General features: G+C 66.8%; 17 protein-coding genes, 1 tRNA gene and 1 pseudogene. 13 read left to right on the forward strand and 6 right to left on the reverse strand.

Features of this window, described 5'->3' with window-relative positions:
* Nucleotides 1-188: 188 nt before the first annotated feature.
* The 6 genes from MMF94_RS41920 (at nt 189) to MMF94_RS41945 (ending at nt 10,304) form a co-directional block, all read left to right on the forward strand.
* Nucleotides 189-671, forward strand: a complete 483-nt coding sequence (locus MMF94_RS41920; RefSeq protein ID WP_241043080.1) for a flavoprotein — start codon at nt 189-191, stop codon at nt 669-671.
* Between the two features lie 402 nt (nt 672-1,073).
* The gene (locus MMF94_RS41925; protein ID WP_241043081.1) at nt 1,074-3,344 is read left to right on the forward strand and encodes a DUF262 domain-containing protein; all 2,271 of its coding nucleotides are present in this window, start codon (nt 1,074-1,076) and stop codon (nt 3,342-3,344) included.
* 190 nt (nt 3,345-3,534) lie between these two features.
* A complete protein-coding gene (locus MMF94_RS41930) occupies nt 3,535-4,926 on the forward strand; it encodes an MFS transporter (RefSeq protein ID WP_241043082.1) in 1,392 nt (463 codons plus the stop codon).
* A gap of 149 nt (nt 4,927-5,075) precedes the next feature.
* Nucleotides 5,076-8,264, forward strand: a complete 3,189-nt coding sequence (locus MMF94_RS41935; protein WP_241043083.1) for an AAA domain-containing protein — start codon at nt 5,076-5,078, stop codon at nt 8,262-8,264.
* Between the two features lie 42 nt (nt 8,265-8,306).
* Entirely contained in the window at nt 8,307-9,698 is a 1,392-nt protein-coding gene (locus tag MMF94_RS41940; protein ID WP_241043084.1) for an MFS transporter, read from the forward strand.
* A gap of 531 nt (nt 9,699-10,229) precedes the next feature.
* A tRNA-Ile gene (locus MMF94_RS41945) sits at nt 10,230-10,304 on the forward strand.
* A gap of 746 nt (nt 10,305-11,050) precedes the next feature.
* Here MMF94_RS41945 and MMF94_RS41950 read toward each other — a convergent pair.
* On the reverse strand, nt 11,051-13,099 hold the full coding sequence (locus MMF94_RS41950) for a hypothetical protein (protein ID WP_241043085.1): 2,049 nt from the start codon (nt 13,097-13,099) through the stop codon (nt 11,051-11,053).
* A gap of 1,254 nt (nt 13,100-14,353) precedes the next feature.
* Nucleotides 14,354-15,190: an HNH endonuclease gene (locus tag MMF94_RS41955; protein ID WP_241043086.1), complete on the reverse strand. Its 837-nt coding sequence runs from the start codon at nt 15,188-15,190 to the stop codon at nt 14,354-14,356.
* Between the two features lie 613 nt (nt 15,191-15,803).
* Here MMF94_RS41955 and MMF94_RS41960 point away from each other — a divergent pair.
* A complete protein-coding gene (locus MMF94_RS41960; RefSeq protein WP_241043087.1) occupies nt 15,804-16,847 on the forward strand; it encodes a ParA family protein in 1,044 nt (347 codons plus the stop codon).
* Entirely contained in the window at nt 16,844-17,461 is a 618-nt protein-coding gene (locus tag MMF94_RS41965) for a HEPN domain-containing protein (RefSeq protein ID WP_241043088.1), read from the forward strand. Before MMF94_RS41960 ends, MMF94_RS41965 begins: the two co-directional genes overlap by 4 nt.
* Nucleotides 17,462-17,822: 361 nt before the next feature.
* Here the strand turns inward: MMF94_RS41965 and MMF94_RS41970 are convergent, their stop codons facing one another.
* The gene (locus tag MMF94_RS41970) at nt 17,823-19,058 is read right to left on the reverse strand and encodes a DNA cytosine methyltransferase (RefSeq protein ID WP_241043089.1); all 1,236 of its coding nucleotides are present in this window, start codon (nt 19,056-19,058) and stop codon (nt 17,823-17,825) included.
* Nucleotides 19,059-19,161: 103 nt separating this feature from the next.
* Between MMF94_RS41970 and MMF94_RS41975 the strand changes: the two genes are divergently transcribed.
* Complete coding sequence (locus tag MMF94_RS41975; protein ID WP_241043090.1) at nt 19,162-19,755, forward strand: very short patch repair endonuclease; 594 nt, start codon at nt 19,162-19,164, stop codon at nt 19,753-19,755.
* Nucleotides 19,756-20,482: 727 nt separating this feature from the next.
* On the opposite strand, the gene MMF94_RS41980 is transcribed toward MMF94_RS41975, so the two are convergent.
* Nucleotides 20,483-20,833, reverse strand: coding sequence for a winged helix-turn-helix transcriptional regulator (locus MMF94_RS41980; RefSeq protein WP_241043091.1), 351 nt, complete (start codon nt 20,831-20,833; stop codon nt 20,483-20,485).
* 110 nt (nt 20,834-20,943) lie between these two features.
* On the opposite strand from MMF94_RS41980, the gene MMF94_RS41985 reads away from it, so the two are divergent.
* Entirely contained in the window at nt 20,944-21,834 is an 891-nt protein-coding gene (locus tag MMF94_RS41985; protein ID WP_241043092.1) for an NAD(P)-dependent oxidoreductase, read from the forward strand.
* 470 nt (nt 21,835-22,304) lie between these two features.
* On the opposite strand, the gene MMF94_RS41990 is transcribed toward MMF94_RS41985, so the two are convergent.
* Nucleotides 22,305-22,913 (reverse strand): DJ-1/PfpI family protein, encoded by a 609-nt coding sequence (locus tag MMF94_RS41990; protein WP_241043093.1) that lies wholly within the window; start codon nt 22,911-22,913, stop codon nt 22,305-22,307.
* 294 nt (nt 22,914-23,207) lie between these two features.
* On the opposite strand from MMF94_RS41990, the gene MMF94_RS41995 reads away from it, so the two are divergent.
* From MMF94_RS41995 to MMF94_RS42005, 3 genes are read left to right on the forward strand one after another with little or no spacing between them, the layout of a single operon-like run.
* A complete protein-coding gene (locus MMF94_RS41995; RefSeq protein WP_241043094.1) occupies nt 23,208-24,152 on the forward strand; it encodes an AzlC family ABC transporter permease in 945 nt (314 codons plus the stop codon).
* A complete protein-coding gene (locus MMF94_RS42000) occupies nt 24,145-24,459 on the forward strand; it encodes an AzlD domain-containing protein (protein ID WP_241043095.1) in 315 nt (104 codons plus the stop codon). Before MMF94_RS41995 ends, MMF94_RS42000 begins: the two co-directional genes overlap by 8 nt.
* A complete protein-coding gene (locus MMF94_RS42005; RefSeq protein ID WP_241043096.1) occupies nt 24,456-24,953 on the forward strand; it encodes a GNAT family N-acetyltransferase in 498 nt (165 codons plus the stop codon). The genes MMF94_RS42000 and MMF94_RS42005 overlap by 4 nt, the downstream gene beginning before the upstream one ends.
* A 409-nt stretch (nt 24,954-25,362) precedes the next feature.
* Here MMF94_RS42005 and MMF94_RS43955 read toward each other — a convergent pair.
* Nucleotides 25,363-25,498, reverse strand: a pseudogene (locus tag MMF94_RS43955) (IS256 family transposase); the annotation flags it as partial.

Below are 25,498 nucleotides of genomic sequence, written 5' to 3' on the forward strand. Positions count from 1 at the left end.
GCGCCGCCTACTACCGCACCGAGATCATCATCGCCGCCATCGTGTTATGGCTGCGCACCGACTTACAGGACACGCCCTAGTCGCAACGCCGTCGCCCGGGACACGATCCGCCAACTGCTGGCGCGCGCCCGCGGGACGAGCGGCTCCGCCGTGCGGAGCCTTGCCGATCGCGCCGGCGTCGCCGTCTGATGGCCGGCCCGCCGCTCACGCTCGTCGTCTGCGGTGCGCCGTTAGCGGCCCGTGCCGCCGAGGTGGCCGAGATGCTCGGCGGGAGATGGACGGTGTCGGTCGTCGCGACGGACGCCGCGCGGCAGTGGTTCCACGGAACGACCGTGGACGACCGGCTACGTCCTGAGCGCGTAGTTGCCTGCCCGTTGACATTCAACTCGGCCAACAAGGTGGCTGCCGGGATCATGGACACCCCCGTTTCAGGGGTCCTGTGCGACGCCCTCGGCGCCGGAGTCCCCGTCGTGGCGGTTCCCATGGTCAATGACCGGCTGTGGGGCCACCCAGCATGGGAGTCGACACTGCGCGTGATGACTGCTGCAAGCGTCCGGCTCGTCGATCCGCAGTCGGGACGCATCGGCGATGCGTCGCCCGTGCGCTCCGGGTCTGGGTCCGCTGTGGTCGCAGCGTTCGATCCCACATGGGTTCTCGACGCCATGATCTAAGGCCCGCACTGACGTGCAGGCCGCACGGTGGTGCGGGTTCGAGCCTGCTCGTCACGGTGTGCTGCCCGCGTGATCAGGTTCGACGGGTTCGCCCGTGTCCTTGCGGACGGTGATCCCCGTGTGTGGCAACTGCTGCTGCATGAGCACGTGGCGACGGAGGACGGACGTTGCAGAGTCTGTTCGCTGGGAGGCGGCCGGGGTCGTCCACTGTGGCCATGCCGGCTTCACCTGGTCGCTTCCAGCGCCGCTGCTCTCGCATGCCGTCGCAGGCAATTGAGCTAGATATCTCCTGACTTGTGCGAGGGGACGCTGGGAAGACGTCGGTCTGTTGCCATCTAGCTGCAGTGCGTAACACCAGTTGATCGTTCACCGATCTGTGTGTGGCACTCGGAGGGGGACGGCATGGCGAAGCTGAGCACGATCTTGGATCAGATCGATGCGGGATCGATGCTCCTTCCGGAGTTCCAGCGTGGCTACGTCTGGAACCGGGATCAGGTTCGCGGGCTCATGCGATCGCTCTACAAGGGTTATCCGGTGGGTGCGCTGCTCGTCTGGGAGACCGAGTCCGGCGCGCAGGCGGTGCGCGGAGGCACCGTGGTCACGGCCGGGACCAAGTCGCTCCTGCTCGATGGACAGCAGCGAGTCACGACGCTGTACGGGATCATCCGCGGCCGGGCGCCGTCGTTCTTCGAAGGTGACCCGGACACGTTCCGCGGTCTGCGTTTCAACGTCGAGACCGAGGCATTCGAGTTCTACGGCCCGGTCAAGATGAAGGACGATCCGCGGTGGATCGACGTGACGTCGCTGTTCGTCGACGGCCCGAACGCGACCTACGCCATGCTCGGCGCGAATCCCGACACACAAGACCGGTTCGCCGAGTACGTCGACCGGGTGCAACTGCTGCGCAACATCCTCGAGCGGGTCTTCCACATCGAGGCCATCACCGGCGTCGACAAGACCGTCGACGTCGTCGTCGACATCTTCAACCGCGTCAACTCTGGCGGTACCAAGCTCTCGAAGGGCGATCTGGCGCTCGCGCGCATCTGCTCGGAGTGGGGCGACGCCCGTCCGACGATGCGGCGCAATCTCGACCGCTGGCGTGACGCCGGCTACCAGTTCACGCCGGACTGGTTGCTGCGTAACGTCAACGCGGTCGCGACCGGACGGGCACCGTTCTCGGCGCTGGAGGACGTCACCGCGTCGGATTTCGAGCACGCGCTCAACGAGGCGCTCCACCACGTCGATCACTTCCTCTCCGACCTCGCGGTTGGACGGCTCGGCCTGGATCACGACCGTGTGCTCATGGGGCGGTACGCGATTCCCGTGATCTCGCGGCACCTCCACAACCGCGGTGGGCGGTTCATCGACGGTGCCGAGGCGGACAAGGCGCTCTACTGGTACGTGCACGCCGCGCTGCGCGGACGTTTCGCCGGCTCGACGGAGACCTTCCTGGCGAAGGACCTGGAGACCGTCGACAAGAGCGGGATCGACGGGGTCATTGCGGCGCTTGCCCGCACGCGCAAGGGCAACCTGTCGATCGACGCGCAGGACTTCGAGGGCGTAGGCCGTGGCTCACGCTCCTACCCGCTGCTCTACATGCTGGCTCGGGTCCGGGGCGCGCGTGATCTCGCCACCAGCCGTCCGCTCGGTCAGGACGCCTCTGCGATTCAGGTGCACGAGATCTTCCCGAAGCAGGCGCTGTCGAAGGCCGGCTACACCCGCGCGGAGATCAACGCGATCGCGAACTTCGTGTTCCTCACGCCGTCCTCGGCGATGGGCTTGGCGGGGCTTGATCCGGCGCAGTACCTGGGTTCGCTCGATCCCGCCGCGCTCTCCTCGCAATGGATCCCTGACGACCCGCGGCTGTGGCGCATCGAGAACTATCGCGAGTTCCTCGCCGCTCGGCGGGAGCTGCTGGCCGCAACGGCCAACGAGTTCTCGGACCAACTGCTCGCGGGCACTCGCCCGTGGGACAGGCTCGAGCCCATCGTCGTGTCTCCGGAACCCGTCGACATCGACGCTCGCGCGGTGCAGATCCGGTCGTTGGTGGACGAGATGGCCGGTATGGGTTATGCGAGGCCCACGTTGGACGCGGAGATCGCGGATCCGGAAACCGGTCGTCCGCTTGCAGTCGCAGAGGCGTTCTGGGCCGACGGGTTACAGCCGGGACAGGGCTCGCCCGTGATGCTGGAGATGGACCCCGATGAGGCAGATCTCTCACGCTTGACCGAACTGGGATACGAGGTCTTCACCTCCGTCGACGCGCTACGCGGCTTCGTACAGCGACGGAACGCCGTCGCCTCTGGCGAGCGAGGAGCTGGATTAGGCGGAGCCGGTTTGGCGAACCTGGACGATGTTGAGAAGCCCGAGCCGGGGGCATTCGACCACGCGCTCTTCATGCTGATCGACAGGTGCAAGGCCGAGCTCAACTACGTACCCAACGTGCTGCGGGAGATGGCACACCAGCACGGAGCACTCGGGGCCGTTCGAATCCTTCTGGCATCGCCGACGATCAGCGACGGATTCGTGCGGCTCTGGCAGGAAGACCGCCTGGACCTCACTGTCGAAGCGCTCGTGCTCGATCAACAATTCAGCCCGCTGTTCACCGCGGCTGAGCTGGATACCGCTCGCGTGCGATTGGCGCCGCTCGGCCACCCGGTCGGGATTGGCTGATCGTTCGAACATCGGCCCGGAACTCGGCGCCGCAGATGGCCTGACAACCAGCCGCCCCCGCTCGCCCGATTGCAGGGTGCGCATCTCTGAAACCGCTGTTAGCTTCCGAAGCCGGAACGGCGACGTCAGAGGGGGATGCACAGGCAGCTCGGCGACACCGCGGACCAGCTCCGCGGAAGGGGCGGTGGGAATGACCGCGACCGGAAGCACGCTGCGTCAGACCGCGCCGTTCCTGCCCGTCGGGGCGGCACTTTTCTGCGTCCAGCTCGACTTCTTCTCGCTCACCCTGGCCCTCCCCACCATCGCCGACGACCTGCGCACGACGGTCACCGACCTGCAGTGGCTCCTGAGCGGCTACATGATCGCGTTGGGTTCCCTCCTCATCCCCGGCGGCCGCGCCGGTGACGTGCTGGGGCGCCGCACCGTGCTGCTGGTCGGGGTCGCGCTGTTCGGGCTGACATCCCTGACCTGCGGGCTCGCGTCGTCGGTGCCGGTGTTGATCGCGGCTCGGATCGTGCAGGGGGCGGGGGCCGCGATGATCATGCCGACGGCATTGGCGCTCGTCACCAATGCCACCAGCGAGGAGGTTCGGCCGCGCGTCACGGGGGCGTTGTTGGGGATCGCGGGTCTCGGGACCGCGCTCGGGCCCGTGATCGGTGGGGTGCTGGCCTCCACCGCCGGGTGGCGCTGGGTGTTCCTCATCAACGTTCCCATCGCGGCGCTGGCCATCTGGGGCGGTCTGCGGCTCGCGAACTCCCGCGACGAGAACGGCCCGCGGAACCTCGCCGGGCTGGACTGGTGGGGTGTCGTCACCGTCGTCGGCGGCCTGGCACTCGTCAGCATCGCGATCGATGACGTCGGCACCCAGGGGTGGACGAATCCGGTGACGCTCGTCCCTCTGGTCGTCGGGGTGACGCTTCTGGTGGCGTTCGGGGTGGTGGAGTCGCGGAGTGCGGCGCCGCTCGTTCGGCCGTCGCTCATGCACAACCGGCTGTTCGTGGTGCTCACCGTCGCCGGCACGCTCGCGAACGTCGGGGCGGTCGTCTACGTCGTCAGCGCCACCCTGGAGTTGCAGAACGTGCGCGGTCTGACGGCCGCGGCCGCGGGCCTGCTGTTCATGGTGTCGTCCATCGGGTTGGCCGCGTGCGGGCCGCTGGCCGGCCGGCTGAGCAGCCGCTATCCGGCCGGGATCGTGATGGGCATCGCGGTGCTGCTCTCCGCGCCCGCGCTGGCGCTGCTGGCCGTTGTCAAACCGCTGCCGCTCTACGTCATCGTGCTCGGGCTCTGCGGCATCACCACGGGCATGGGCTACTCACTCGGCCAGATCGCTGTGCAGAACGTGCTTCCCGCCCGGCGCTCCGCCGAGGGCACCTCGGTTCTGCTGACGGTGATGATCTGCGTCGGTGCAATCGGCATCGTCGCGGCGACCGCGCTGATCGAGGCGGTCGGAGACGGTCAAGCGACGGAGGGTGGCATCGCGCTCGTGCTCGTCGTGGTGGCCGGGATACTGCTGCTGGCCGGGCTCGTGACGCTCGTCCTCGAAGCAGCGCGACTGGGTGCCGCCCGTTCCGAGGCGCGCTGACCTCGCTTGCCGGGGCCTCTGGCCGAAGCCCATACGGTCATTGTCGCGAAAAGTCCGTCACCGACGAATCGTCACTCTCTTAGCTCTGTGTAACTAACTAGTCATTGTTGGTTGAATCACACACAGCGTGTGTGTGAGCGGGGGTCGGGATGACCGCGGACTGGTCGGCAGAGGTCATCGAGGCAGTCGAGCGGTGGATCGAGACCAAACCCGATCTCGGACGCAACGCCGGGTGCTGGCGCAACATCGGGCCGGCGACGCCACAGAGTGACGGATGGCTGGTACTCGACCTCCGCGCGAGCCGGATCAACCCCGACGCGCTGGGGGAGCCGTGCTTCGCCGGCGAGCGCGGCCCCGAGCACGAGCCCGCGTATCCGGTCGAGGAGCTCCGCAACGTCGACGGCGTGCTGATGCTGCGCGAGCCGCAGGGTCTGCCGGCGTACTGCCGCTACCTGTGGGCCCGCTCGATGTCGCCACGGTTCCTGCTGGAGAAGCTGCGCGACGGCCTGCGGCACGCCGGTCCCGCACCCTTGGCGCAGGCGCTGGTGGAGAAGCGGCTCGGCGGGCACGCGACGTCGTCGGCGGAGCCCGTCGGACTTCTCGACGACCAGGCCGAGGCGTTCCGGGCCTGTCTCAGCCCCGGGGTCCGGCTCGTCTGGGGGCCGCCAGGCACGGGCAAGACGCTGGTGCTCGCCCGCGCGATCGAGGAGTTGGTCAGTCGTGGGAAGCGCGTGCTGCTGGTCTCGACGGCCAATGTCGCGGTCGACAACGCACTGCACGCCGCGCTCCCCGGCCTGCCGCACCGGCCTGGGGTCGCGGTTCGAGTCGGGCCGGCGCACCTGAAGGAGATCGCGGCCGATCCGGACGTGCAGCTGGAACGTCTCGCCGCGAGAGCGTCCCGCGAGGCCGACGAGGCGCGTGAACGTGTGGCCGCGCAGCTGCGGCAGATGGACGACCTCGACGCGGAGATCGAGGGTCTGCGCGCCGAGCTGGCCGACTACGACGACCTGACCTACCGCGCTGCCGTCGCGCGGCTGGCTGCCGAGCGGGAGGCCGCCGAGCGGCGTTCCGGAGTGCGCACTGCCGAGGCCGCGGTCGAGAGCGCCGAGACGGCGGATGCTGCGGCCCGTGCCGCGCTGCACGAAGCGAAGGCCGCGTACGTCGTGCTCGACCCGGCACGCCGGGCTCTCGTCCAGCACACGAAGGCCGCGGACGAGCTCGCTCGCCTCGACCAGGAGCAGCGGATCATCCAGCTCGAACGCGACGCATTCGATCTCGGGCCGCCGCCGTCTGCCGGCTATATGGCGCGCCGACGCCATCACCGTCACCACGCTCGCGCCGTCGCCGACTACGACCGCTTCATCGCGGAGGCGGTCGGCCGGCGCAGGGGGCTGCTGGCGTTGCAGTTCACGGCCCGCCGGATCATGGGCGGGGTCACGGCGGCCGACCTCGATGCGGTCGACGATCGCGTCGCGCGCGCTGAAGCTGCGGCGACCGCGGCCGTCGAGAAGCTCCACTGCGCCCGTCATGAGCTCGACGGTCTGCGGAGCACGGCCCAGGACGTGCAGCCCCACTCCGCCCTCGGCGATGACGATCGGCGGCTCGTCGAGCGGTGCGCGCAGCTCGATCTTCCGGCCCGCTACCAGCGGTTTCAGGACCTGATCGCGCAACAGCACCGGACGGCCGCGCAGCGGGGCGCGCTCGAGGCCAAGCTCCGCACGTTGGTCGGCAGGGTCCGGAGGCTGCGCGCGGACGCGGAAACAGAGATCGTCCGCGAGGCCCGGGTCGTCGCCACGACCCTCGCACGGTCCCGCATGCATCCTGCGATCGCGACGGCGACCTTCGACGTCGTCCTCGTCGACGAAGCTGGCGCTGCGGCACTGGCCGAGGTGTTACTCGCGTTGTGCCGCGCGAGGACCACCGCCGTGCTCTTCGGCGACTTCCTGCAGCTCGGGCCGGTCCTCGACCGGATCAGGCACGACCCCAGCCCCGTCGTCGAGAAGTGGATCCTGGCCACCTGCTTCAAGCACGTGGGCATCCACACCCCGGACGACACGGACGCCCGGTGCGTGGCGCTCACCCATCAGTTCCGGTTCGGCCCCGAGCTGCGCCGGCTCGCCAACAGCGTGATCTACGACGTTCTGCGCGACGCGCGCGAGCTACCCGCGATCACCGTCCGACCGCGGACGGAGATCGTGCTGGTCGACGTCTCGACGGTGCCCGATCTCGCTTCCATCCGCGCCGGGAGTGTGCGCGGCAGGTGGTGGATGGCCGGGGTCGTGCTGTCGCGGGCGCTGGCGGAGCTGCACGCTCCGGACGGACCGGTCGGCGTGGTGACCCCGTACAACGTGCAGTCCGAGGCCACGCTCGCCGCACTGCGCGACCGTGACCTGGTCGCCGGCACGGCCGTCGGGACGGTGCACTCCTTCCAGGGGCGCGAGTACCCGACGCTCGTGTTCGACCTCGTCGACGACGGGCGCGGCTGGGTGGCCCGCGGCAAACGCGGCGACGACCCGTGGGAGTACGACGGCCTGAAGGTCTTCGGCGTCGGGATCACGCGGGCACGCCGCCGCCTCTACCTGATCGGAGACGGGCGGGGCCTTCCGGGCGCGAGCGCCGGGCCGTTCCGTGAACTGCGGGTCGGCATCGACAACGGGGAGATCCGGCGGTGGAGCGCCGCGGCGATGCTGGGGCTGGACGAACCGGAGCCCGATGTCGTCGACGAGACGTTCGTCGAGGTGTCCCGGCTGCTGCAGCAACTGGTGACGGTGACCGACATCCACGACGAGCACGCGTTCGGCCGGGAGCTCGAACAGCACCTCAAGGCGGCGCGGCAGTCGGTGTGGATGTGGTCGCCGTGGATCGCCAACCGGGCTCGCGAGGTCGTCCCGTTGATTCGCGCTGCCGTCGAGCGCGGCGTGGACGTCCGGGTGTTCATCCGCCCCGACGGGGACCGCCTCATGGCGAAGGACTGGGCCCAGCGCCAGCTCCCCGCGCTCCTCGCCACGGGGGCGACGGTGATCCGTTCGGATCTGGAGCACCGCAAGATCGTCGTCATCGACGGGCAGGTCGTGCTGCTCGGCAGCCTGAACGTGCTGTCGAACGCCCCGGGCAGGTCGCGCGAAACGATGATCACGATGGAGGGCCGCGCCTTCGCGTCCCGCCTGCTTGCCGAGCTGCGGGTCGACGAGGTCGGGACTCCCCAGCACTGTTCGGGGTGCCGCCGGCCCATGGAGGTGCGACGGCGCTGGAGCAAGGCCGCTCCGCTGCTGTATTGGCAGTGCCGGCAGTGCAACGTGAAGGTCCCGTTGCACGGTGCTTGGCGCCAACGTCGCTGATCTCACATCTCTCGTCGCGTTACTCCTGTTTACGGTGACCGGGTGAGCAAAGGTGCAGGTCTGAACCGGGGCCTGGCCCTTCTCATCGCCGGCGCGTTCTTCATGGAGATCCTCGACGGCACGATCATCGCCCCGGCCGCGCCCCACATCGCCGCCGACTTCGGGGTCGGCCCGGTCGACATCAACGTCGCGATCACCGCGTACGTGCTGACGCTGGCCGTGCTGATCCCGATCAGCGGCTGGCTGGCCGATCGCTTCGGCGCCCGACGCGTGTTCATGACGGCGCTGGTGATGTTCACGGTCGCCTCCGCGGGGTGCGCGCTGGCCACGAACCTGCCGATGCTGACCGCGACACGGGTACTGCAGGGGGCCGGCGGCGCAATGATGGTGCCGGTCGGGCGCCTGGTCGTGTTGCGGACGACCGCCAAGCCCGACCTCGTCCGCGCCATCGCCTACCTCACCTGGCCCGCCCTCGCGGCGCCCGTGATCTCCCCGGTACTGGGCGGTGTGCTGAGCGAGTACGCCTCATGGCGGTGGATCTTCGTGATCAACATTCCGCTCGGTCTGGCCGCGCTGTTGTTCGCCCGGCGCCTGGTGCCCGACCTGCGCGCCGAGGACGCCGGTCCGTTGGATCGCCGCGGCTTCGCCCTGACCGCGCTCGGCGTCGCCGCGCTGGTGGTCGGGATGGAGAGTCTGGGGGCGGGCGAGCCGCGGTGGGTCGTCGCGGGGACCGGCCTGGTCCTCGCCGCCGTCCTGCTCGGTGGGGCGGTGCTTCACCTGCTCCGGAGTCCACGGCCGCTCGTGGACCTGCGAACCCTCCGCATCCGCACCTTCCGTGCGACGGCGTTCGGTGGGTCGATCTTCCGCGCGGTGATCACCGCCATCCCCTTCCTGCTCCCGCTGTTCTTCCAACTCGGGTTCGGCTGGACGGCCGCCGAGGCCGGTGCCGTCGTCATCGCGCTGTTCCTGGGGAACGTGGGGATCAAGCCGGTGACCACGCCCCTCATGCGCGCCCTCGGGATCCGCACGGTGCTGCTCGGGTCGATCGCCGCCTCCGCCGCGTGCTTGGTGGGGATCGCCTCCCTGGAAGCGACGACGCCGTTGCCGCTGCTGCTGGGACTGCTGGCGTTGAGCGGGATCTTCCGGTCGATCGGCTTCACCGCCTACAACAGCGTGGCCTACGCCGACGTGGAGCCTGCCCAGATGACGCACGCCAACACATTGATGTCGACGTTGCAGGAACTCGGTGCTGGGCTTGGCGTCGCGGTTGGGGCATTGCTCGTGCGTGTGGGCCAGGCCGTGGGGCCGTTCCAGGGGGCGGCCGGGCCGTACCGGGTGGCGTTCGTCCTGCTTGCGGTGGTGCTGGTGTGGCCGGCGATCGAAGGTGTCCTCCTGTCCCGGACGGCGGGGGATGCGGTGACGGGGCGGGCTTAGGGCCGCTCGGGTTGAGGGGACGGTATGCGGCTGACTGCCGAGGGTGTTGGGGCGTGGCTCTTCACGTGCAAATCCGTGCGAGTTTGCCGTGTTTGAGCCGGGATTGCGCAAACAGCACCTCGATCGACGGCTGGTGCATGCACCCGACCTACCGCGTTGATCCAGTGGAAGCGGGGATCTGGATGGTCGGGCGTACCACCAGCGTCGTCGAACGGGATCTGGCCCGGCCTCGCGTCGGACTGGCTATGACACTGCTTCCCGTTGTGGTGCTTGCGCGAGCTGCTCCGTGCTGATCCTCGGACCGCCGGGATGGAGGTTCTGCGCGTGCCGCGACCGACAACTCTTCCGTCGTCGCGATTGGGGCGATAGCGGTGATCGAGCAGTTGGTTCGCGGGTGGCCGTGAGGGTGCTACCGCTCGGGAGCCGGTGTTGGAGCGAGGGCGCGTACCGCGGGCAGTGCATTACGGTTAGGTCCTGCGCGGCAGGCCGTCAGGCCGGATCGGCAGGACCGTCCGCTAACCTCGACGTGTCGGGGCGGTAGCTCAGCTGGTCAGAGCAGCGGACTCATAATCCGTCAGGTCGTGGGTTCGAGCCCCACCCGCCCCACTATTCATGCTGGTCAGAGCTTTGAGACGTTGCACGTCAAGATCACTGCCACCCTTTGGCCGTCCGCAACTTTGCGGGCGCATCGAACCCATAGCGGCATCGAGAGCATCGGCGGCCTGCCGTCCGTCTGCTCGCCTGTCTATGTAGACGTCCTGTGTGATCGAGGGCCCCGAATGACCGCTGTCGCCGACTCATCCCAAGGTGGCGACGAGGTGCCCCATGAGACGACAGATAGTCACCAGATGCCGACGGTGATGCAACGGAGGTGTTCGCCGAATGTCTTCCGGCAGCGCGAGGGCCCCGGGGAGGTGTCCCGGGCGGGCCTCGTTGACCTTCGGCGAGCCCCGCCGGCCGCAGCAGCGAGTCAGTTCCGGCCTTCTCGGCGGATGGAGGTTCAGCAACACGGAAGGCGGATGTTGCTGGCCGGGCGGAGAAGCCGTCCGACGCGGCCTTCGATCAGGCGGACGAGGTTGGGTGGTGTGTGGTCCTGCAGTGTGATCACCCACATGCAGTCCCTGCCCTTCCGCGGTCGTGGTTGCGGACGTGCTGGTGAACGCGAGCCCGGGCTGTGCGGATGCTGCTGCCGACGTAGGTGACCTGCCCGATTCGGAGGCTGGCGATGTAGATGACGTTGCGCGCGGCGGGCAGGATGGCCGGGAGGCCGCGGGAAAGTGGGAACGGGCGTGGGGTCGGCGCCAGTGCGTATTTCCCCGCGGTGCTCCAGGCCGCCAGGTAGAGCTCGCGATTCACTGGGCGGCGCCGCTGACGGCCTCGTCCTCATCATCGTCGTCCAGTGGCAGGGCCGGGTTCTCGGCGTAGTACTGGCGGTGCTTGCGCTCGAGGAACTTGAGCCGGTCGCGGTAGTCCTCGAACAGCGCGAGCGCCTCCAGCAGGTCACTGCTCGGGCTGATGCCACGCAGCCGGACTGCGGGGAGCTCCTCGAGCGCGCCGAGGTCGCTGGAGACGCCGTCCTTCAGCCTGCTGAGGATTGCCCTGAGGAAGTCGGCTTCGGTGGGCTGGGCCTTCTTGACGGCCTTGGCGGCGGAGGGGAACAGCTTGCGCAGGTTAGTCGCGTCCATCGGCAGCGGGGCGCCTGCGGCGTCGTAGATCAGCTCACAGGTCTCCGGGTCCCGCGCCGCGATGTGATCCTTCCCCGCGCGCAGGGCGCGGATGCCTTCGGCCAGGAGTTCCTGCCCGAAGGAGTCCTTCACCATCCGGGGCAACAGGTTGTAGAGGCGCAGGGTCGCGTCGGTCTCGCCGTAGATGCGCCAGAGGGGCCCGAGAATCGCGAGCGCGAGCCCGCCCTTGACCGCGAGCTCGGTCATGGCAGGCCCGTACCACACCTGGTTACCGTTCTCCAGCTCTTCGCCGGCCTCGGCGAGCAGCGCGCTCACGTCCGGGTCACGGCTGGGCCACCACACGTCGGCGTTGAAGAAGGGCGGGTGGGCAAGTAGCTCGTCGAGGCCGCTTTCGATGTTCTGTCGCCGCTTCGCGTCTGCCTCGCGGACCTGTTCCAGGATCGCCCCGGAAATGACCTTGGCGCGCTGGGCCGGCATGAGCCTCCCCAGGCGCAGAACCTCGCGGGTGACCGTGCGAACCGTGTCGCTGAGTGGGTCCTGGTCGTGGAAGAACCGGACCAGCTCCCCGATCCGGAAGTCGGGGTTGTCGGTGATCCCGAGCCGGGTGTAAGCCTCCTCGAAGGCCGGGCCGAGCAGGTAGAGCTCGCTTTCGGAGATCAGGCCGTCGTTGTCGAGCTTGCGCAGGACCTCGTCGCGGGTGTCCACGGCCGTCGCGGCGGTGTCCCACTGCTTCGGGCCGCGCTTGTGGGCGTTGCCGATCAGCTGCTGGGTGGCGTCCAGCACGGTGCCGCGGTGCGGGCGGAACGCGACGAGCGCCCGCGCCGGGATCACGAGGGCACGCTGGGCGCCGTAGAGGCCGTTGGCGACGAGCTCCGCGGCGGGCTGGTGGACGAGCCGCTCGAGCTCGTCACGCAGGTCGCGTTCGGCGACGGGGTCGCGGGCGAGCAGCCCGGCGACCCGGCCCCGCAGGTGCACCCCGAGTTCCTCGAGGCCGCGGCGCCGCTTGGGGGCCATGTTCTTGCCCATGCCGAGGATCGCGTCGACCGCGTCGGCGAGAAAGCCCTGGGCAATCGTCGCGCGGCTGCCACCGTCGAAGGTCAGCCAGGCCAGGTTGTCATCCAGTGCGCCGTGCAGCAGCTCGAACCGGGCCGGTGCCATGAGGACCTGCTCCTCGACACCTTCGCGGCGCAGGGCTTCCTTCAAGTCGGACTGCATCCCCTCGACGCGCTCGGCGGTGGCCTGCGCTGCCGCGGCGAGCGCATCCAGGTCGTGCGCGGTGATCAGCAGCCGATGGTCGTCGTGGGGGTCGGGCCGCACATCGCGGACCGGCCAGGGAAAGCTGACGTGCCCGGACGCGTCGGCCGCCGGGATCTCCAGCTTCGACCGCGCGCGGCTGTTGTGGTAGGGCGGCATGACCCGGGTGGTCAGGGCCAGGCCGGTGACGTAGTAGAGCGTGCCGGCCTGCACCGACACCGCCTGCGGGGCGGAGAGCTGGGCGGCCACCTGCGCGGGGTAGGCCCACGGATAGGCCAGCATCGCCGCACCGGCGTCATCGAACTGGACGATCTCGGTACCGTCGTGCCCCCGGATCCCCTCGCGCCTGATCCTGCGGGCCAGCGCCGCGGTTTGCGAGGCTCTGGGTAGGTCCGGGATGCCGTGCACCAGTGGCTTGATCCCGAGCTCGTCGAACTCGGGCTCCACATCCGGGTGAGTCATGTCGTGCTCCTGTACTGCTCCACCACTTCTGCACACGGGGGATGGAGCTTGTGTCAACCCGTTGAGGGGCCGACATGCCAGGAAGCCGACACCCTTCAGGTCCCGGCCCGGCGGGTCGAGATCCTTCGTGGCGGGCCGGGAGGTACTGGGCCGCACTTGAGGCTCCCCGAACCAGCGGCTGAGGTCACCTGCACCCACCCCGAAGGGCGGGCCGCGGCCGGTCACTACCGGACACCGTCGCGCGGACAGTAACACCGATCACACCAGGGTCAGCTCGCCGGCCCGCCGCACGCCACGATGTCCCTTCTCCTCGAGATCAGGTTCGGCCGTGGGCGCGCAGGCTAAGAGTCAATGTCCTAGGCATTCCGGGAGCGGGTGCCGACCTGGTCAGAGGTCGCCGGGTCGGCAACCGACCACCCACGGGATCGCCAGCTGGCCTGGCCCGGGTACGGGCCTGGTGTCAGTAACGGTGATCTGCGTCGGCGGCCGGCTCGAAAATGGATAGGGCAGCCCACGGGGTTACCTGCTGGCAGGCGTTGCAGCGTGCTGCCATCCGAGCGCGGTCATTCAGGGCTGTTCTGGAGGACTGGCCTGCGGCCCCGGGCGCGCTGCTTCTTCCAGTGCCCGTTAAGGACTTCAAAATCTTGTTGGCGTAGTTTCTCGCGGTCTCGTCGCGAAAGGGGCGGCTTTCGTTACTTGTCGCCCAATCGACTCGATTGCGTGCCGCTCGATAATGATCCCTTCGCGCTGCTTCAACATCTCCTGCGCCCGGGGTGTCACCACCCCTGTGTGACAGAATCACGTCGCGCACTCGCCCGTCGCCCGCCGTTCTATACCGTCGCATTCCATCTGACCTGTGCGGTTTATGCTGGCGCATGCTGGGAAATGAGTAGATCGCTTGCGAGTCATTCGCTCCGGGTATGCTCCGCAAAGTCACAGTAGTTCGACTCGCGGGAAACCTCCGGTGCTCATCCGCCGATACGGACTGTCATAATCCCTCCGCGGCTGTCCCCGAGTCCGTTGGCGCAAATGGCAACAGCCGTTGCTCGGCTCAAAGATCGAGCAACGGCTGCAAATCCAGCACTGGTCCAAAGTTGTCCAGGATCTCCGGATCCAAGAAGCACCCTCGCAGCGAGCCATGCCCCCACGCTTGTTGAAGCTGCGCCGCAGCGCCAGTTACCTAGTCGGCAGAGTCCCATGCTGCCGAGAGTGATCTAGGCATCCGAGGCACGCTGCCTCGAAGCTTCACTGGAACTAGCCGTCATCGCTGCGGCGTGCAGCATTGCTGCGCTCCCGCCGTCTGATCTCTGCCGAGATCGAGCCGGTCGGCCAGGGCTCCCACGATTCGACACGATAGTAAGTGCGGACCCGGCTGCCTTCGTTATAGCGCTTCTCGCTCCTGATAACCCAGCCGAGGGTCCGAATCTCGCGAAGGCGTTTCTGCCAGTCCTCCTGATATTGAACTGCGCTAGCCACGATGCCAATCAGTTCTCCAGGTACCCACGCACCCCTGAAGGCTTTCAGAAGCTCGCCGATGCGCCGGTGTGGTTCTTCATGGGAGATTGCCTGCTTGATCTCCTCTGCGTGCGCGTCATGGCTGCTGTAAAAGTCCTTCTTGCCGTGGTTGCAATCTTCGCACAACGGTTGGAGGTTCTCGATCTCGTTGTCGCCACCCCACGCCTGCGGCACTCTATGATCGACGACGAGAACGATTCCGTGTGTGAGCGGAGTTCTGCCACATTGCGCGCAGCGTCCGGGAGCCAGGACCTCGGCGCGTACGCGTCGAGTAATGGGAGCGCCCACCAGGCCTGTACGCTTTGGATTCCATCCGCGGAGAGCGTAACGGTATTCCCCGTCGATACGCTCCGCGGGCACATCAAAAAAGGTTCGGAGGTCGCGAACCCTACGGTCAATCTGTGAGTGTGCTTCGCCGAGTTCATTGGCGGCCCATGCGCGGATTTCGACCATGCTGGGGGGATTCTCGCGCCGACGATAAAGGAAGCCGTAGATAGTCTTGGTGCTTGTATCCCGCACGTATTGATCTAAATCTGGACCATCGGGGTCCGGCAGCGGCGGGGACTCTTCCTCCATGGTGGACGGAACGTAGCCGGCTGCACCGTTGCGGTCCCTATCGGGCTACCGCAGCCGGGGGCGTCGGGGCTTCGCGTACTGGCATCTTCTCGTCATCACAGAGCCTCAGAGCGACATCCCGCCGACCGGGGCACAGCCGACTGCACGGCGACGCGGAAGTCTACGCAGCCGGTAGAAACCGTGCCCCAGCTCTCCCGGGGCGCCTACGGCCCGGCTGGACGGCATGGAAGCGGCTCTCATTTAGCTCACCTGCTCGTGCTGGCACATGTCGGTCCGTGAGGGCGCTCTCAACCCCTGGGTTTTGCGGATTTCGCCAAACCACGCTGGAGCTCGTGCTTCATCCCGTCGGCCTAGCAACGCCTTACCCGCGCGGCAGCCCGGGCCAACCCTCCACGCGACCGCCGGCCGACGTCCCGTCAGGCTCTGACTTCGAGGTGCCGCGTGGTAGCCCTACCGGGGAGGGCCGACGGGATGAAGCACCCCGCCATCCCGGAGACCTGCCGTCCGGCGAGGGCATCAGTACGGATTCACGTAGGTGTGTGGCGAGCGTGGCCACCGTCACCTTCACTCTGATAGGTTACCCCTGTCGTATTCAGGGAACTTAGGCGGTTTCGTGACAAAAATTGTTGCGCTTTTTAACAACAAAGGTGGAGTCAGTAAAACTACAACTACATTCAATCTCGGATGGATGCTCGCCGAGCGCGGCAAGCGTGTGGTGATTGTAGACGCCGACCCTCAATGCAACTTGACGGGTATGGTTATGGGCCTGGGTGGCATGCAGGACCTTGAAGACTTCTACGAAACTCAGGGTGAACGCAATATCCGGAGTGCCCTACAGCCTGTTTTTGAATCTAGGCCAAGATCTCTGCAAGGTGTTGACTGCCTGCACGTCGCAGGCTGCGATGGACTTTACCTGCTCCCCGGGCATATCCAGTTAGCCGAGTATGAAGTTCAGTTGGGTATCGCGCAGGAGTTAAGTGGCAGCATCCAAGCGCTGTCAAACATTCCTGGCAGTTTCTCTTTCCTCTTTCGTGAGACAGCGGCGAGGATGTCGGCCGACTATGTGCTTGTCGACCTAAGCCCCGGGCTGGGTTCAATCAATCAGAATCTCGTCGCCACTTCAGACTACCTGATAGTTCCCACAACTCCGGACATCTTCTCGGTTATGGCGGTTGACTCCCTTGCTCGCGTCATTCCAAGGTGGATAACCTGGGCCCAGCGCGCATCAGAGTTGGCCGTTTTCAGAGATGCGGACTATCCCTTCGCGGACCCTGCAATCAAGTTTTTAGGTGCGGTTATTCAGCGATATAATCTGCGCCGCGGCGATCCCACTCGAGCTTTCAAGGACTACTTTTATGAGCTCGACCGAGCCCTAACGGAAAACCTGGTCCCCGCACTTATCTCCAGTGGTGCGTCTCTGGATGAAGCTGCCTACAATGCGGCAGGTATGGACGGCCCATACCGTCTTGCATCAATTCCGGACTTCAACTCGCTGATTGCCATTTCTCAACAAGAGCGGAAGCCTGTGTTTGCCCTTACTCGGGCCGATGTCGGCAGGGCCGGCGCTGTGTGGGATGTGACGGAAAAGAACATTCTTAAGTACCGAGATATTTTCGACAAGATTGTTGACAGATTAGAGTTGCTCACGGCCTCATGACGCAATGGGCGGTAAACTTTGACGTCGAAATTCGTCGTTGCAGAGACCTTGTCGGCCTTTGCTTGTCATTAGAGTCCATGATGCCGACCGAAAGTCTCGACTTGCGCGATCTAATGAGGGGCGCCTTAGTCGGGGCAGTTAGCGCGCTCGATAACCTTGTGCATGAGGTACTTGTCGAGCATCTTTCGGAGGTCTTCTCCGGGAGACGTGCGCAAGCCAAGCTGGTTGGGAACATCGCCTTCCCGGCCCATATCGTTCACTTATTGTCTGGTTCAATCTCGGCAAGCGATCGGCAGATTGCTTATCAGTCGGCCGTCAGAGAGATCCTAGGACGAGTTACGTACCAGCGCGCAGATGATATCGCTAAGGGACTCCAACTCATATGTGACCGACCTTTCTGGGCGGCAACATACGGGAAAGGCTCTCAATCGGAGTCTGAGAAGCGCGACTTGAATCTAATTGTCAATCGGCGCAATAGAATCGTACATGAAGCTGATATTGCGGACGTTGTGACAGGCGTCAAGTGGCCAATTGATGCAGTATTAACTTCCGACGCATTGGATCATATCGAGAAGATCGGACACGATCTTTGCAAATTCATACAGACCGTCTGAAGCTGCAAGTTCAGCGCTGCGCGCCGCATCGCCCGGCGGATTGAGAACTGCAAGCTCGGAGCGTCCCTGGCCTACGTCCCCGGCCAGGGCGGGACCTTGATCGACCGGGCGAGAGTAGGTGTTGTCTGCCACTGCTTGTTCCGTCGTGTCCGCCGTTCTCGTCGCCGCCTACTGCGTGCTGGACCGGGCGAACAGTTGTGGGTTGTCCCCGGCCTGTCCCAATGCTGGCTGCTCCGCGGCGAGAGTGACTCTGCTTACAGTGCTGGCCGGTCATACGTGAATCGTTAAGTTGCGAGCCGCCGGGCAGTTTCTTGCCATCGGCGGCTCTTTGCGCGCAGCCTCGTTCAGCTATGCATGAAATCTAGCTGATGCGTGAGCGGTTGGCCTGAAATAGCTCGTTTCTGAGATGCCCCTGTTGGCCGAGAAATGCTCTGAACGAGCCAAGCTTGTATTCCACTGGGCCGTTTCCGTTCCGCACCTGAAGGTCGAAGTCTCGGCTGAGTAAGCTGATGCGCCGTTCTAGCTCTGATGCTTCGAGAGTTGTGCCGATTGCACGTTCGATCTGATGACGTGTTAGGAAGTCGGCCGCTGTGCGTAAGACTTTGTAGATCGGGTCGTGCTCCGCCGGAACTCGTTCGGTGGGTAGTCCGTCGTGTTCGAGTGCACGGCGAATCGAGTGCCCGACGGCTGCCGCGACTGGGGGTGGAAAGGCATTGCCAATTTGCCGGTACTTCGCGGTCTTGCGGCCGCTGAATTTCCAAGAACCTGGCTTCCAGCCTTGGATCAGAGCAACCATTTCTGCGGTGAGCTTTGGTCCAACTGTGAACCGATCCCCAGGCTGTGGGGGATTGTCGGCCACGCCGAGCGCATCCACTCCGAGCTCGGCCCATGCTCGCTTGGCGCGAGTTGGTCCGAGATCTGCGCCTCCGTGCTTCTTGGAGCCCCCGACGATGGTCGGAGCGATTCGGTTCGCCTTTCGTGCCCAGGCTGCAGCGCCCTCCCAGCCATCTGCAGCCATGGCATTAAGCAGGGTCTCGCCAACGCTTGGTGGCGCGTCGCTGGGCTCGGGCCAGGTGAAGTATGGCGCGTCCTCGGCCCGTAGGGCAACGAGTACAAAGCGCGGCCGAAGTTGCGGCACTGAGTAATCGGAGGCCTGCAGGAGCTTCCACTCGCCAATGTAATTGAGCTCAGCGAGCCGATCCAAGACATGTTGCCTGTAACCGGCGAATCGCGGCATGCTCAGTCCGCGGACATTTTCCAGCAGCAGTGCACGAGGCTGGACAGTGGCCGCCAACTCGACTGCCCAGGCGAAAAGGTCGCGCTCGTCGGTGGCACCGAGCTGCTTGCCTGCGATCGTGAAGGGCGGGCATGGCACGCCGCCGGCAAGGAGTGAGACGCCCTCGTAGTCGGCAGGGTTCCAGACCTCTGGGTCTGCGACGTCGCCCTCTGCGACCTTCCAGCTCGGCCGGTTCTCGCGAAGGGTTCGGCAGGCATTGGCATCCAGCTCAACAGCAAGCTCGTGCTCGAACCCGGCCTGCTCGAGCCCTAGGGCCTGACCGCCTGCGCCGGCGCAAATCTCGACGACGTTAAGCGACACGGGCACTCCCTCCGGAGATCGTTGCGGTCGACGCGGGGCTCAGACGGGTATCTTGCCCTAGCGAGCTTGTGACCCGTGCGACCGTCGGGGGTTGACTGGACCTGTGTCGGACAACGACCGCGATACGCTGCGGCAACGTGCCCGTGAGCGCGGGCGCTACCCGGCTCCGCTCAACGCGGGCCGCTCGCGCAACATGCAGGCGAACCGCCGGACCGACACGAAGCCGGAGACCCGGCTCCGAAGCGCGTTGCACCGTCGAGGTTTGAGGTTCCGGAAGGACTTGCTCCTGCGGCTTGGGGGCGGCGTTCGCGTCAGACCGGACATCGTCTTTACCGCCCGTAAGGTCGCTGTGTTCGTGGATGGCTGCTTCTGGCACGTCTGTCCCGAGCATGGCCGGTATCCGTCTACGAACGACTGGTACTGGTCTCCTAAGCTTCGGCGGAACATCGAGCGGGACCGCACTGTCGACGGAGCGCTCCGTGATGCGGGGTGGCGTGTCGTCCGGATCTGGGAACACGAGGATCTTGACCGTGCCGTGTTGGCTGTCGAAGGGGTTGTGAGATTTCCGATCGAACATGTGTTCGATGTTACAGCGGCTGGCCGACAGAACCTGTTGGACATGGCTGAGGTGAGTGAGTTGTCCACAGGTGTGACCTCCCGTGGCCCCGGGAAGCTCGGAACTGAGCAGCTGCGGTAGCGGTTCCGGTCTTCTGGCGACGTTTCCCATGGTTGATCACGCCCCTGAACGGCACGTGATGTTCTCGTCGCGACGAGCGGGAGGTGTCTCTGCTGACTGCGTAGACGGCGATCGGCTCGCGTCCAGGCGGGGTCCGAAGCGGCTTCGCAAGGTCTGCGGCTGGAGGCTTGACGGTCTGCTCTGCGTCGCTCGGCGGGAATCTGACGGACGAGGCAGGCTGAGGATCCTGTTGGGCCGGCCGGGGAGCACGAGCGCTTGACGTGCTGGGCAGGGAACTCTGAGCCGGCTCGCTCACTTCCTGGCCCGTCGCGGTCGGCTAGCCCGCTCCGATGGCTGCCTGCAGGCCTGGCATGGTGATTAGGCAGGCGGGTTCTCCCTTTGCTGACGGCAAGGTTGACGACATGGGCACAGCTGCTTGAGGTGATAGGCGCCTGGGAACGTGAGATGTCGCCCGATGCCGGACCTGTGTCACGCTATGACATGGCGAGGGGCGTCCCTGCGAATTCGACGTCGACGAGGTCTGCAGGCGGCGCTGAATGTCTTCTCGAGCAAGGGCTACAAAGGCGCGACCATGGCAGACCTCGGCGAAGTGACCAACTTCTAGCCGGGTAGCATCGACGCCGCCTTCGGCACGAAGGCCGGACTGTTTAAGCAGGTCGTCGACCGATACGTCGCTCGGGCTCTTGCCCCTGATCTCGCACGTTCCTGCGTTGAGACGACTGTTCGGTCAAGGTTTGGAGCTGGAGCCCCACGGGATGTTCTCGATATGCGTCATATGTTGTTCGCCCCACTCACCGAGCGGCGTGAGCGCGATGTTGAGCGAACGTCCGAAACCTGTGAGGGAGTACTCCACCCGTGGCGGGACCTCAGGATGCACCTCCCGGCGCAGGAGGCCGGCGGTCTCCATCTCGCGCAGCTGTAGTGCCAGCACGCGCTCGCTGATCCCCGGCAGCGCACGTCGCAGCTCGCCGAAGCGCAGCGCCCCGTCCTGGAGCATGAACAGGACCAGCCCCTTCCATTTTCCACCCATGACGGCGATGGCGGCGTCGAGTCCGCAGGTGAAGGTGCGTTTCGTCATCGGTTCTCACTTACACACTTGTTAGTACCTGATGTAATTGTGCGTACTTGCGGGATTGTGCGCGGAGAAGCAGCATGAGCGGGAAATCTTTTCCCGAGAGGAGCTCGATCATGCTGGGGAACGCTCGTACACCTGTGACCGTTGTCGGGTTGGGGTCGATGGGCCGGGCGTTGGCCGAGGCATTCATCGATGCCGGCCATCCGACGATGGTCTGGAACAGAACCGCCGCGAGGGCAACCCCTCTGGTCGCTCGGGGCGCGCGCCATGTCGAGGCGGTGGAGGACGCCGTTGCCGCGAGCCCTCTGATCGTCACCTGCCTGACGACCTACGAGGCCACGACCGAGGTTCTGTTGCCTGCCGCCGGGGCACTGCGTGGGCGCACCCTGGTCACGCTGAACAGCGGCACCCCGGCGGGCGCCCGCGCGATGTCTGCTTGGGCCGGCGGGCACGGTGCGCGGTTCCTCGACGGAGCGATCAAGAACGTGCCTTCGGCGATCGGTGAGCGCGACACCCAGCTGTATTACAGCGGGAGCGGCAGCGCGTTCGCCGAGTACGAGAACACTCTGACGGTTCTGGGCGGTGACACCTCCCACCTCGGGGAGGAGCCCGACTTGGCCGCGCTCTACGAGTCCGCGGTGGGCGCTACGTTGCTGCCGGCGCTGGTCGGGTTCTTCCAGGGCGCTGCGGCCGTCCAGTCCCGCGGGCTGCAAGCGGAGACACTGATCCCGTACACCGTCAAATGGCTGGAGATGATCGCCTCCGTGCTGCCCGTCTTCGCACGCGAGATCGACAGCGGTGACTACACCGAACCCATGTCCTCGGTGCGCCTCTTCCTCGAGGCGGCTGCGTGGGACGAGGAGTTCGGCAGGGAGACGGGCGTCGACGTGTCCTGGAACGCGCCCCTGCACGACCTCGTGAGGCGCGCCGCCGAGGCCGGCCACGCGGATCACAGCATTTCCGCGCTGGTCGAGATCCTCAGGAAGCCCGGGACCGCCGCATAAACGTTGCTCGCGCTTCGAGGAGCGGACACTACAGGAAGGACGCATCAGAACTGGACGTTAGCGGACAAAGCGTCACTGTGATCGGGCTCGGTCCGATGAGTCGGGCGCCCGCCGTGGCGTTTCTGGTGTAAAGAACACCCCGTCGACGGGTTCGGCGGCTACCCAGGCTGATGGTGGGAAGACGCCGACCCCGCGGCGCTCAGGAGTCCCGCCTCAGGAGCCGCTAGGTGTACCCGTCCATCAGGTTGGTGGCAGGCGGCTGGCTGGTGGGTGTCCTTGGTGTGCACCGTGGCGGTGTCGGGGGTTGTGGCCCTCGATCCATGGGGTGATTGCTACTCGGCGTTCGTCGTTCCTGGCGAAGACCTGCCCGACATCGGCCGGCCGCGACCGTCGACGGCGAGATGGCTCCCCCCGCCCTACCACCTCGACCCCGGGCGCCCTTGATGGAGATCGCCTTGATGCCGGGGGTTTCAGCTGACCACGTTCACGGGAGTGTGGATGGCTGCGAATACGCGGTCGACGGTTGCCTGCTTCTCGCCGACGGGGGCCACGTAGTCGACGGCGGCGCGTGCGATGTCCTCTCCGACCGTGCGGCTGATGGCCCACGCACCCAGGTAGAGCGATGCCAGGCAGCCACCCGCGGTGGCGATGGTGCCCTCGGTGTGGAACGGCTCGTCGAGCACCGTGACGCCGCAGTCCTCGACGAAGGGGCGGCTCGTGGTGTCGGTGGACACCGGCATCGAGCCGAGCAGGCCCAGTCGTGCCAGCACCAGCGCGCCGGAGCACTGGGAGCCGATGAACTGGCGGTTCGGGTCGAGCTGTAGTGCTGCGAGCAGGGCGTTGTCGGCGACGACGTCACGTGTCCGGATACCGCTCCCGATCAGCACGACGTCGGCCTCGGCAACGAAGCTAAGGGGGCGTTGCCCGGCCACCTCGACGCCGTTCATCGACGTGACGACCGACGTCGGCGTGGTGATGTATGCGGTGAGCCCGGCCGGCCGGGCCCGGTTGATCACCGCGGATGCGATGAAGCTGTCGAGCTCGTTGAACCCGTCGAAGGTGACCACGGCGACCTGCATTGAAGCTCCCTCTGACCAGCGGAACAGCCTGTCCTGATCACACGGTGACGAGCCCGTGACCTGGGGTCAACAGCCAACTGGCGACAAGTGGCTGGGTGGCGCCGGCCGACCGGGGGCACGCCCCCAACACGGGCTCCCCATCCGAGCCGGCGTTCTGACCGGCGTTCGGCGTTCGGCGCTTCCTGCGAACGCTCCGAACGCGGTGGGAACGGGCCGTTCCTAGCGTCGTGGGCACTGCGCTGGATCGGCCGGCGCCGCGTCGGAGGGAACAAGATGAATGCCGGGACGAGTCCCGTGCCGGAGGCCGTCGATGCGGTTCGTCGCGGGCGGATGGTCGTCGACGTCGACGACTCCGACCGCCAGGACGAGGGCTACGTCGTCACGGTCGCGGAGCGGGCTGCGGTATCCGCCGACACCGACGGCAGCGTGCCACCCCCATCGCGGTCTGCCGACACACGACGCCCACCCCGTGCTGATCGTGGCCTGCGCGCGGGACTGAGGCACCTGGCGGGCGGTATGAGCTCTCGGGACGCCGCGGGGCGAGCCCCCGCACGACCATCCCCGGCGCGCCGCGGGGTGACCGACTCGGTCGCGGTGATCGTCGCCTACATCCCCTTCGGCCTGACGTTGGGTGCCTCGATGGCGGCGACCGGTGTCTCGCCGCTGGTTGCCTGGTCGTCGTCCCCGCTGTTGTTCGGGGGTGCTGGGCAGTTGCTCGCGGTCCAGATGCTCGGCGCCGGTGCGAACGCAGCTGTCGTCGTGCTCGCGGCGCTGGTGGTGAATGCGCGGTTCTTGCTCTACAGCGCTTCGCTGGCCGAGCACGCCGCGGCGTGGCCGCGCCGCTGGCGGTGGGCCGGTGCCTATCTCCTCGCGGATCCGGTGTACGCCCTGGCCACAGCCCGGTTCGCCGGTCCGGGTGGGGGCGGGCCGCCTCGGGAGCGTATGGCCTATTTCTTCGCCGTCGGAGCCGGGCTCTGGGCTGCGTGGCAGGTCCTGACCGGCCTCGGAGTGCTGCTTGCAGGCGTGCTGCCGGTGGGCTTGCGACTCGATCTCGCCGCGCCGCTGACGTTCCTGCTCCTGCTGCTGCCGATGCTCACGAGCCGGCCGGCATGGGGCGCTGCGGCCGCGGGTGGGGTGGTCGCAGTCACCGCGGCCGACCTTCCGCTGGGCCTGGGACTGTTGGTCGGCGCCGGCGCGGGGATCGCGACCGGCGCGTTCTTGGGAAGGCGTCATGCGTGACCTGTTGATTCTGGTGGCTATCGGACTGGGGACCTACGTTCTGCGGGCCGCGTTCCTCGTCCGGGCCCGCCCCACTCCGCCTGCCGCCCTCGCGAGACTGCTGCCACACGTCGGGCCCGCGGTGCTGGCCGCGATCACCGTGCCGGCCCTGCTGGCCCCGCGCGGCGTGATGTCGGTTGGCGACACCCTGCCTGCGCTGCTGGCCGCGGCCACCGCATGGCTGCTGTGGCGACGGACGCGAAGCCTGCCCGTGGCCCTGCTCGGCGCGCTCGGCCTGTCCTTCCTCACGGCGTGGGTGCTCCCGTGACCGGCCCGGTTCGGGTGCGTGAACTGAGACCCGGCGAGTTTGACGTCCTCGACGCCGTCTTCGCCGGCCTGTCGCCCACCAGCCGTTACCAACGCTTCCACGCAGGCCTCCCGCAGCTGACCCCGCAGGCGCGCGAGCGCCTCGCAGCCGTGGACGGACGGACCCACCTCGCCGTCGCCGCCTTCGCCGGCGCGACGCCCGTCGGCATCGCCCGGTTGTTCCGTGCCGGCGACACTCGCGCGGAGCTGGCGGTGGAGGTGGTCGATGCCTGGCAGCGGCGGGGGATCGGCACGCGTCTGCTCCGGGCCGTGGCCGCGCTCGGCGCTGGGGCCGGAATCCGCACCGTCGAGGCCGACGTCCTCGCTGAGAACGTCGCAGTGCAGGTGGTGTTCGCCTCGGTGTTCCCGATCATGGATTTCACCCAGGACGGGCCGGTGGTCCGGTTCACCGCAGCCGTGGCCGGTGCCACCCGGATCGAGCCGCGGGCGGCCTGACGCTGCTCCGAGCGTTCGACGGCCACCCTGCCGCCTGGCACTGGGCGGGCGAGCGATAGGCCAGGACGATGGCAGCGCTGATCCGCAGGACCACGGCGGAGGTCATGGGCGAATGCTGCATGTCACCCTGCTGGGCGCGCCAGATGGCCGGCGCGCACGATGCTGTCAGCATGCGTTCTTCGCCGTCGCGCGCTGATCGCATTCCTCGTCGTCGACAGCGGCTCGCCCCGGACAGGCCGGCAGCATGAACCCAATGCGCCGCGCAGCGTGATGTAGCTCCAGGGGCAGGTTCGTACGTTCCTACCCCAGCACGCCCGGCATCTGCCTCGCTGCGACCGCAGGCGCAGGCGGTTGCGTCCACGGAAGTGGTGGATGGTAGACGACCACTTCGTGACCTTCGCTGGCAACGCTATGCGCTGATCGCGGTCGGTGTCACCACCTCCTCGGGCGGTGCGGGCGCTGGCGTGTGGCGGGCCTTGGCCAGGACCTCCACGCCCATGTAGCGCCGCTGCTCGGCCCATTCGTCGGTCTGCTCGGCGAGCACT

The organism is Pseudonocardia alaniniphila (genome assembly GCF_022524485.1).
Taxonomy (GTDB): domain Bacteria; phylum Actinomycetota; class Actinomycetes; order Mycobacteriales; family Pseudonocardiaceae; genus Pseudonocardia; species Pseudonocardia alaniniphila.

What these genes read in the sequence shown, in the direction of transcription:
- MMF94_RS41920 (WP_241043080.1), top strand. Translation starts at nt 189, where the DNA reads ATGGCCGGCCCGCCGCTCACGCTCGTCGTCTGCGGTGCGCCGTTAGCG.
- MMF94_RS41925 (WP_241043081.1), top strand. Translation starts at nt 1,074, where the DNA reads ATGGCGAAGCTGAGCACGATCTTGGATCAGATCGATGCGGGATCGATG.
- MMF94_RS41930 (WP_241043082.1), top strand. Translation starts at nt 3,535, where the DNA reads ATGACCGCGACCGGAAGCACGCTGCGTCAGACCGCGCCGTTCCTGCCC.
- MMF94_RS41935 (WP_241043083.1), top strand. Translation starts at nt 5,076, where the DNA reads ATGACCGCGGACTGGTCGGCAGAGGTCATCGAGGCAGTCGAGCGGTGG.
- MMF94_RS41950 (WP_241043085.1), bottom strand. Translation starts at nt 13,099, where the DNA reads ATGACTCACCCGGATGTGGAGCCCGAGTTCGACGAGCTCGGGATCAAG.
- MMF94_RS41955 (WP_241043086.1), bottom strand. Translation starts at nt 15,190, where the DNA reads ATGGAGGAAGAGTCCCCGCCGCTGCCGGACCCCGATGGTCCAGATTTA.
- MMF94_RS41965 (WP_241043088.1), top strand. Translation starts at nt 16,844, where the DNA reads ATGACGCAATGGGCGGTAAACTTTGACGTCGAAATTCGTCGTTGCAGA.
- MMF94_RS41980 (WP_241043091.1), bottom strand. Translation starts at nt 20,833, where the DNA reads ATGACGAAACGCACCTTCACCTGCGGACTCGACGCCGCCATCGCCGTC.
- MMF94_RS41985 (WP_241043092.1), top strand. Translation starts at nt 20,944, where the DNA reads ATGCTGGGGAACGCTCGTACACCTGTGACCGTTGTCGGGTTGGGGTCG.
- MMF94_RS41990 (WP_241043093.1), bottom strand. Translation starts at nt 22,913, where the DNA reads ATGCAGGTCGCCGTGGTCACCTTCGACGGGTTCAACGAGCTCGACAGC.
- MMF94_RS42000 (WP_241043095.1), top strand. Translation starts at nt 24,145, where the DNA reads ATGCGTGACCTGTTGATTCTGGTGGCTATCGGACTGGGGACCTACGTT.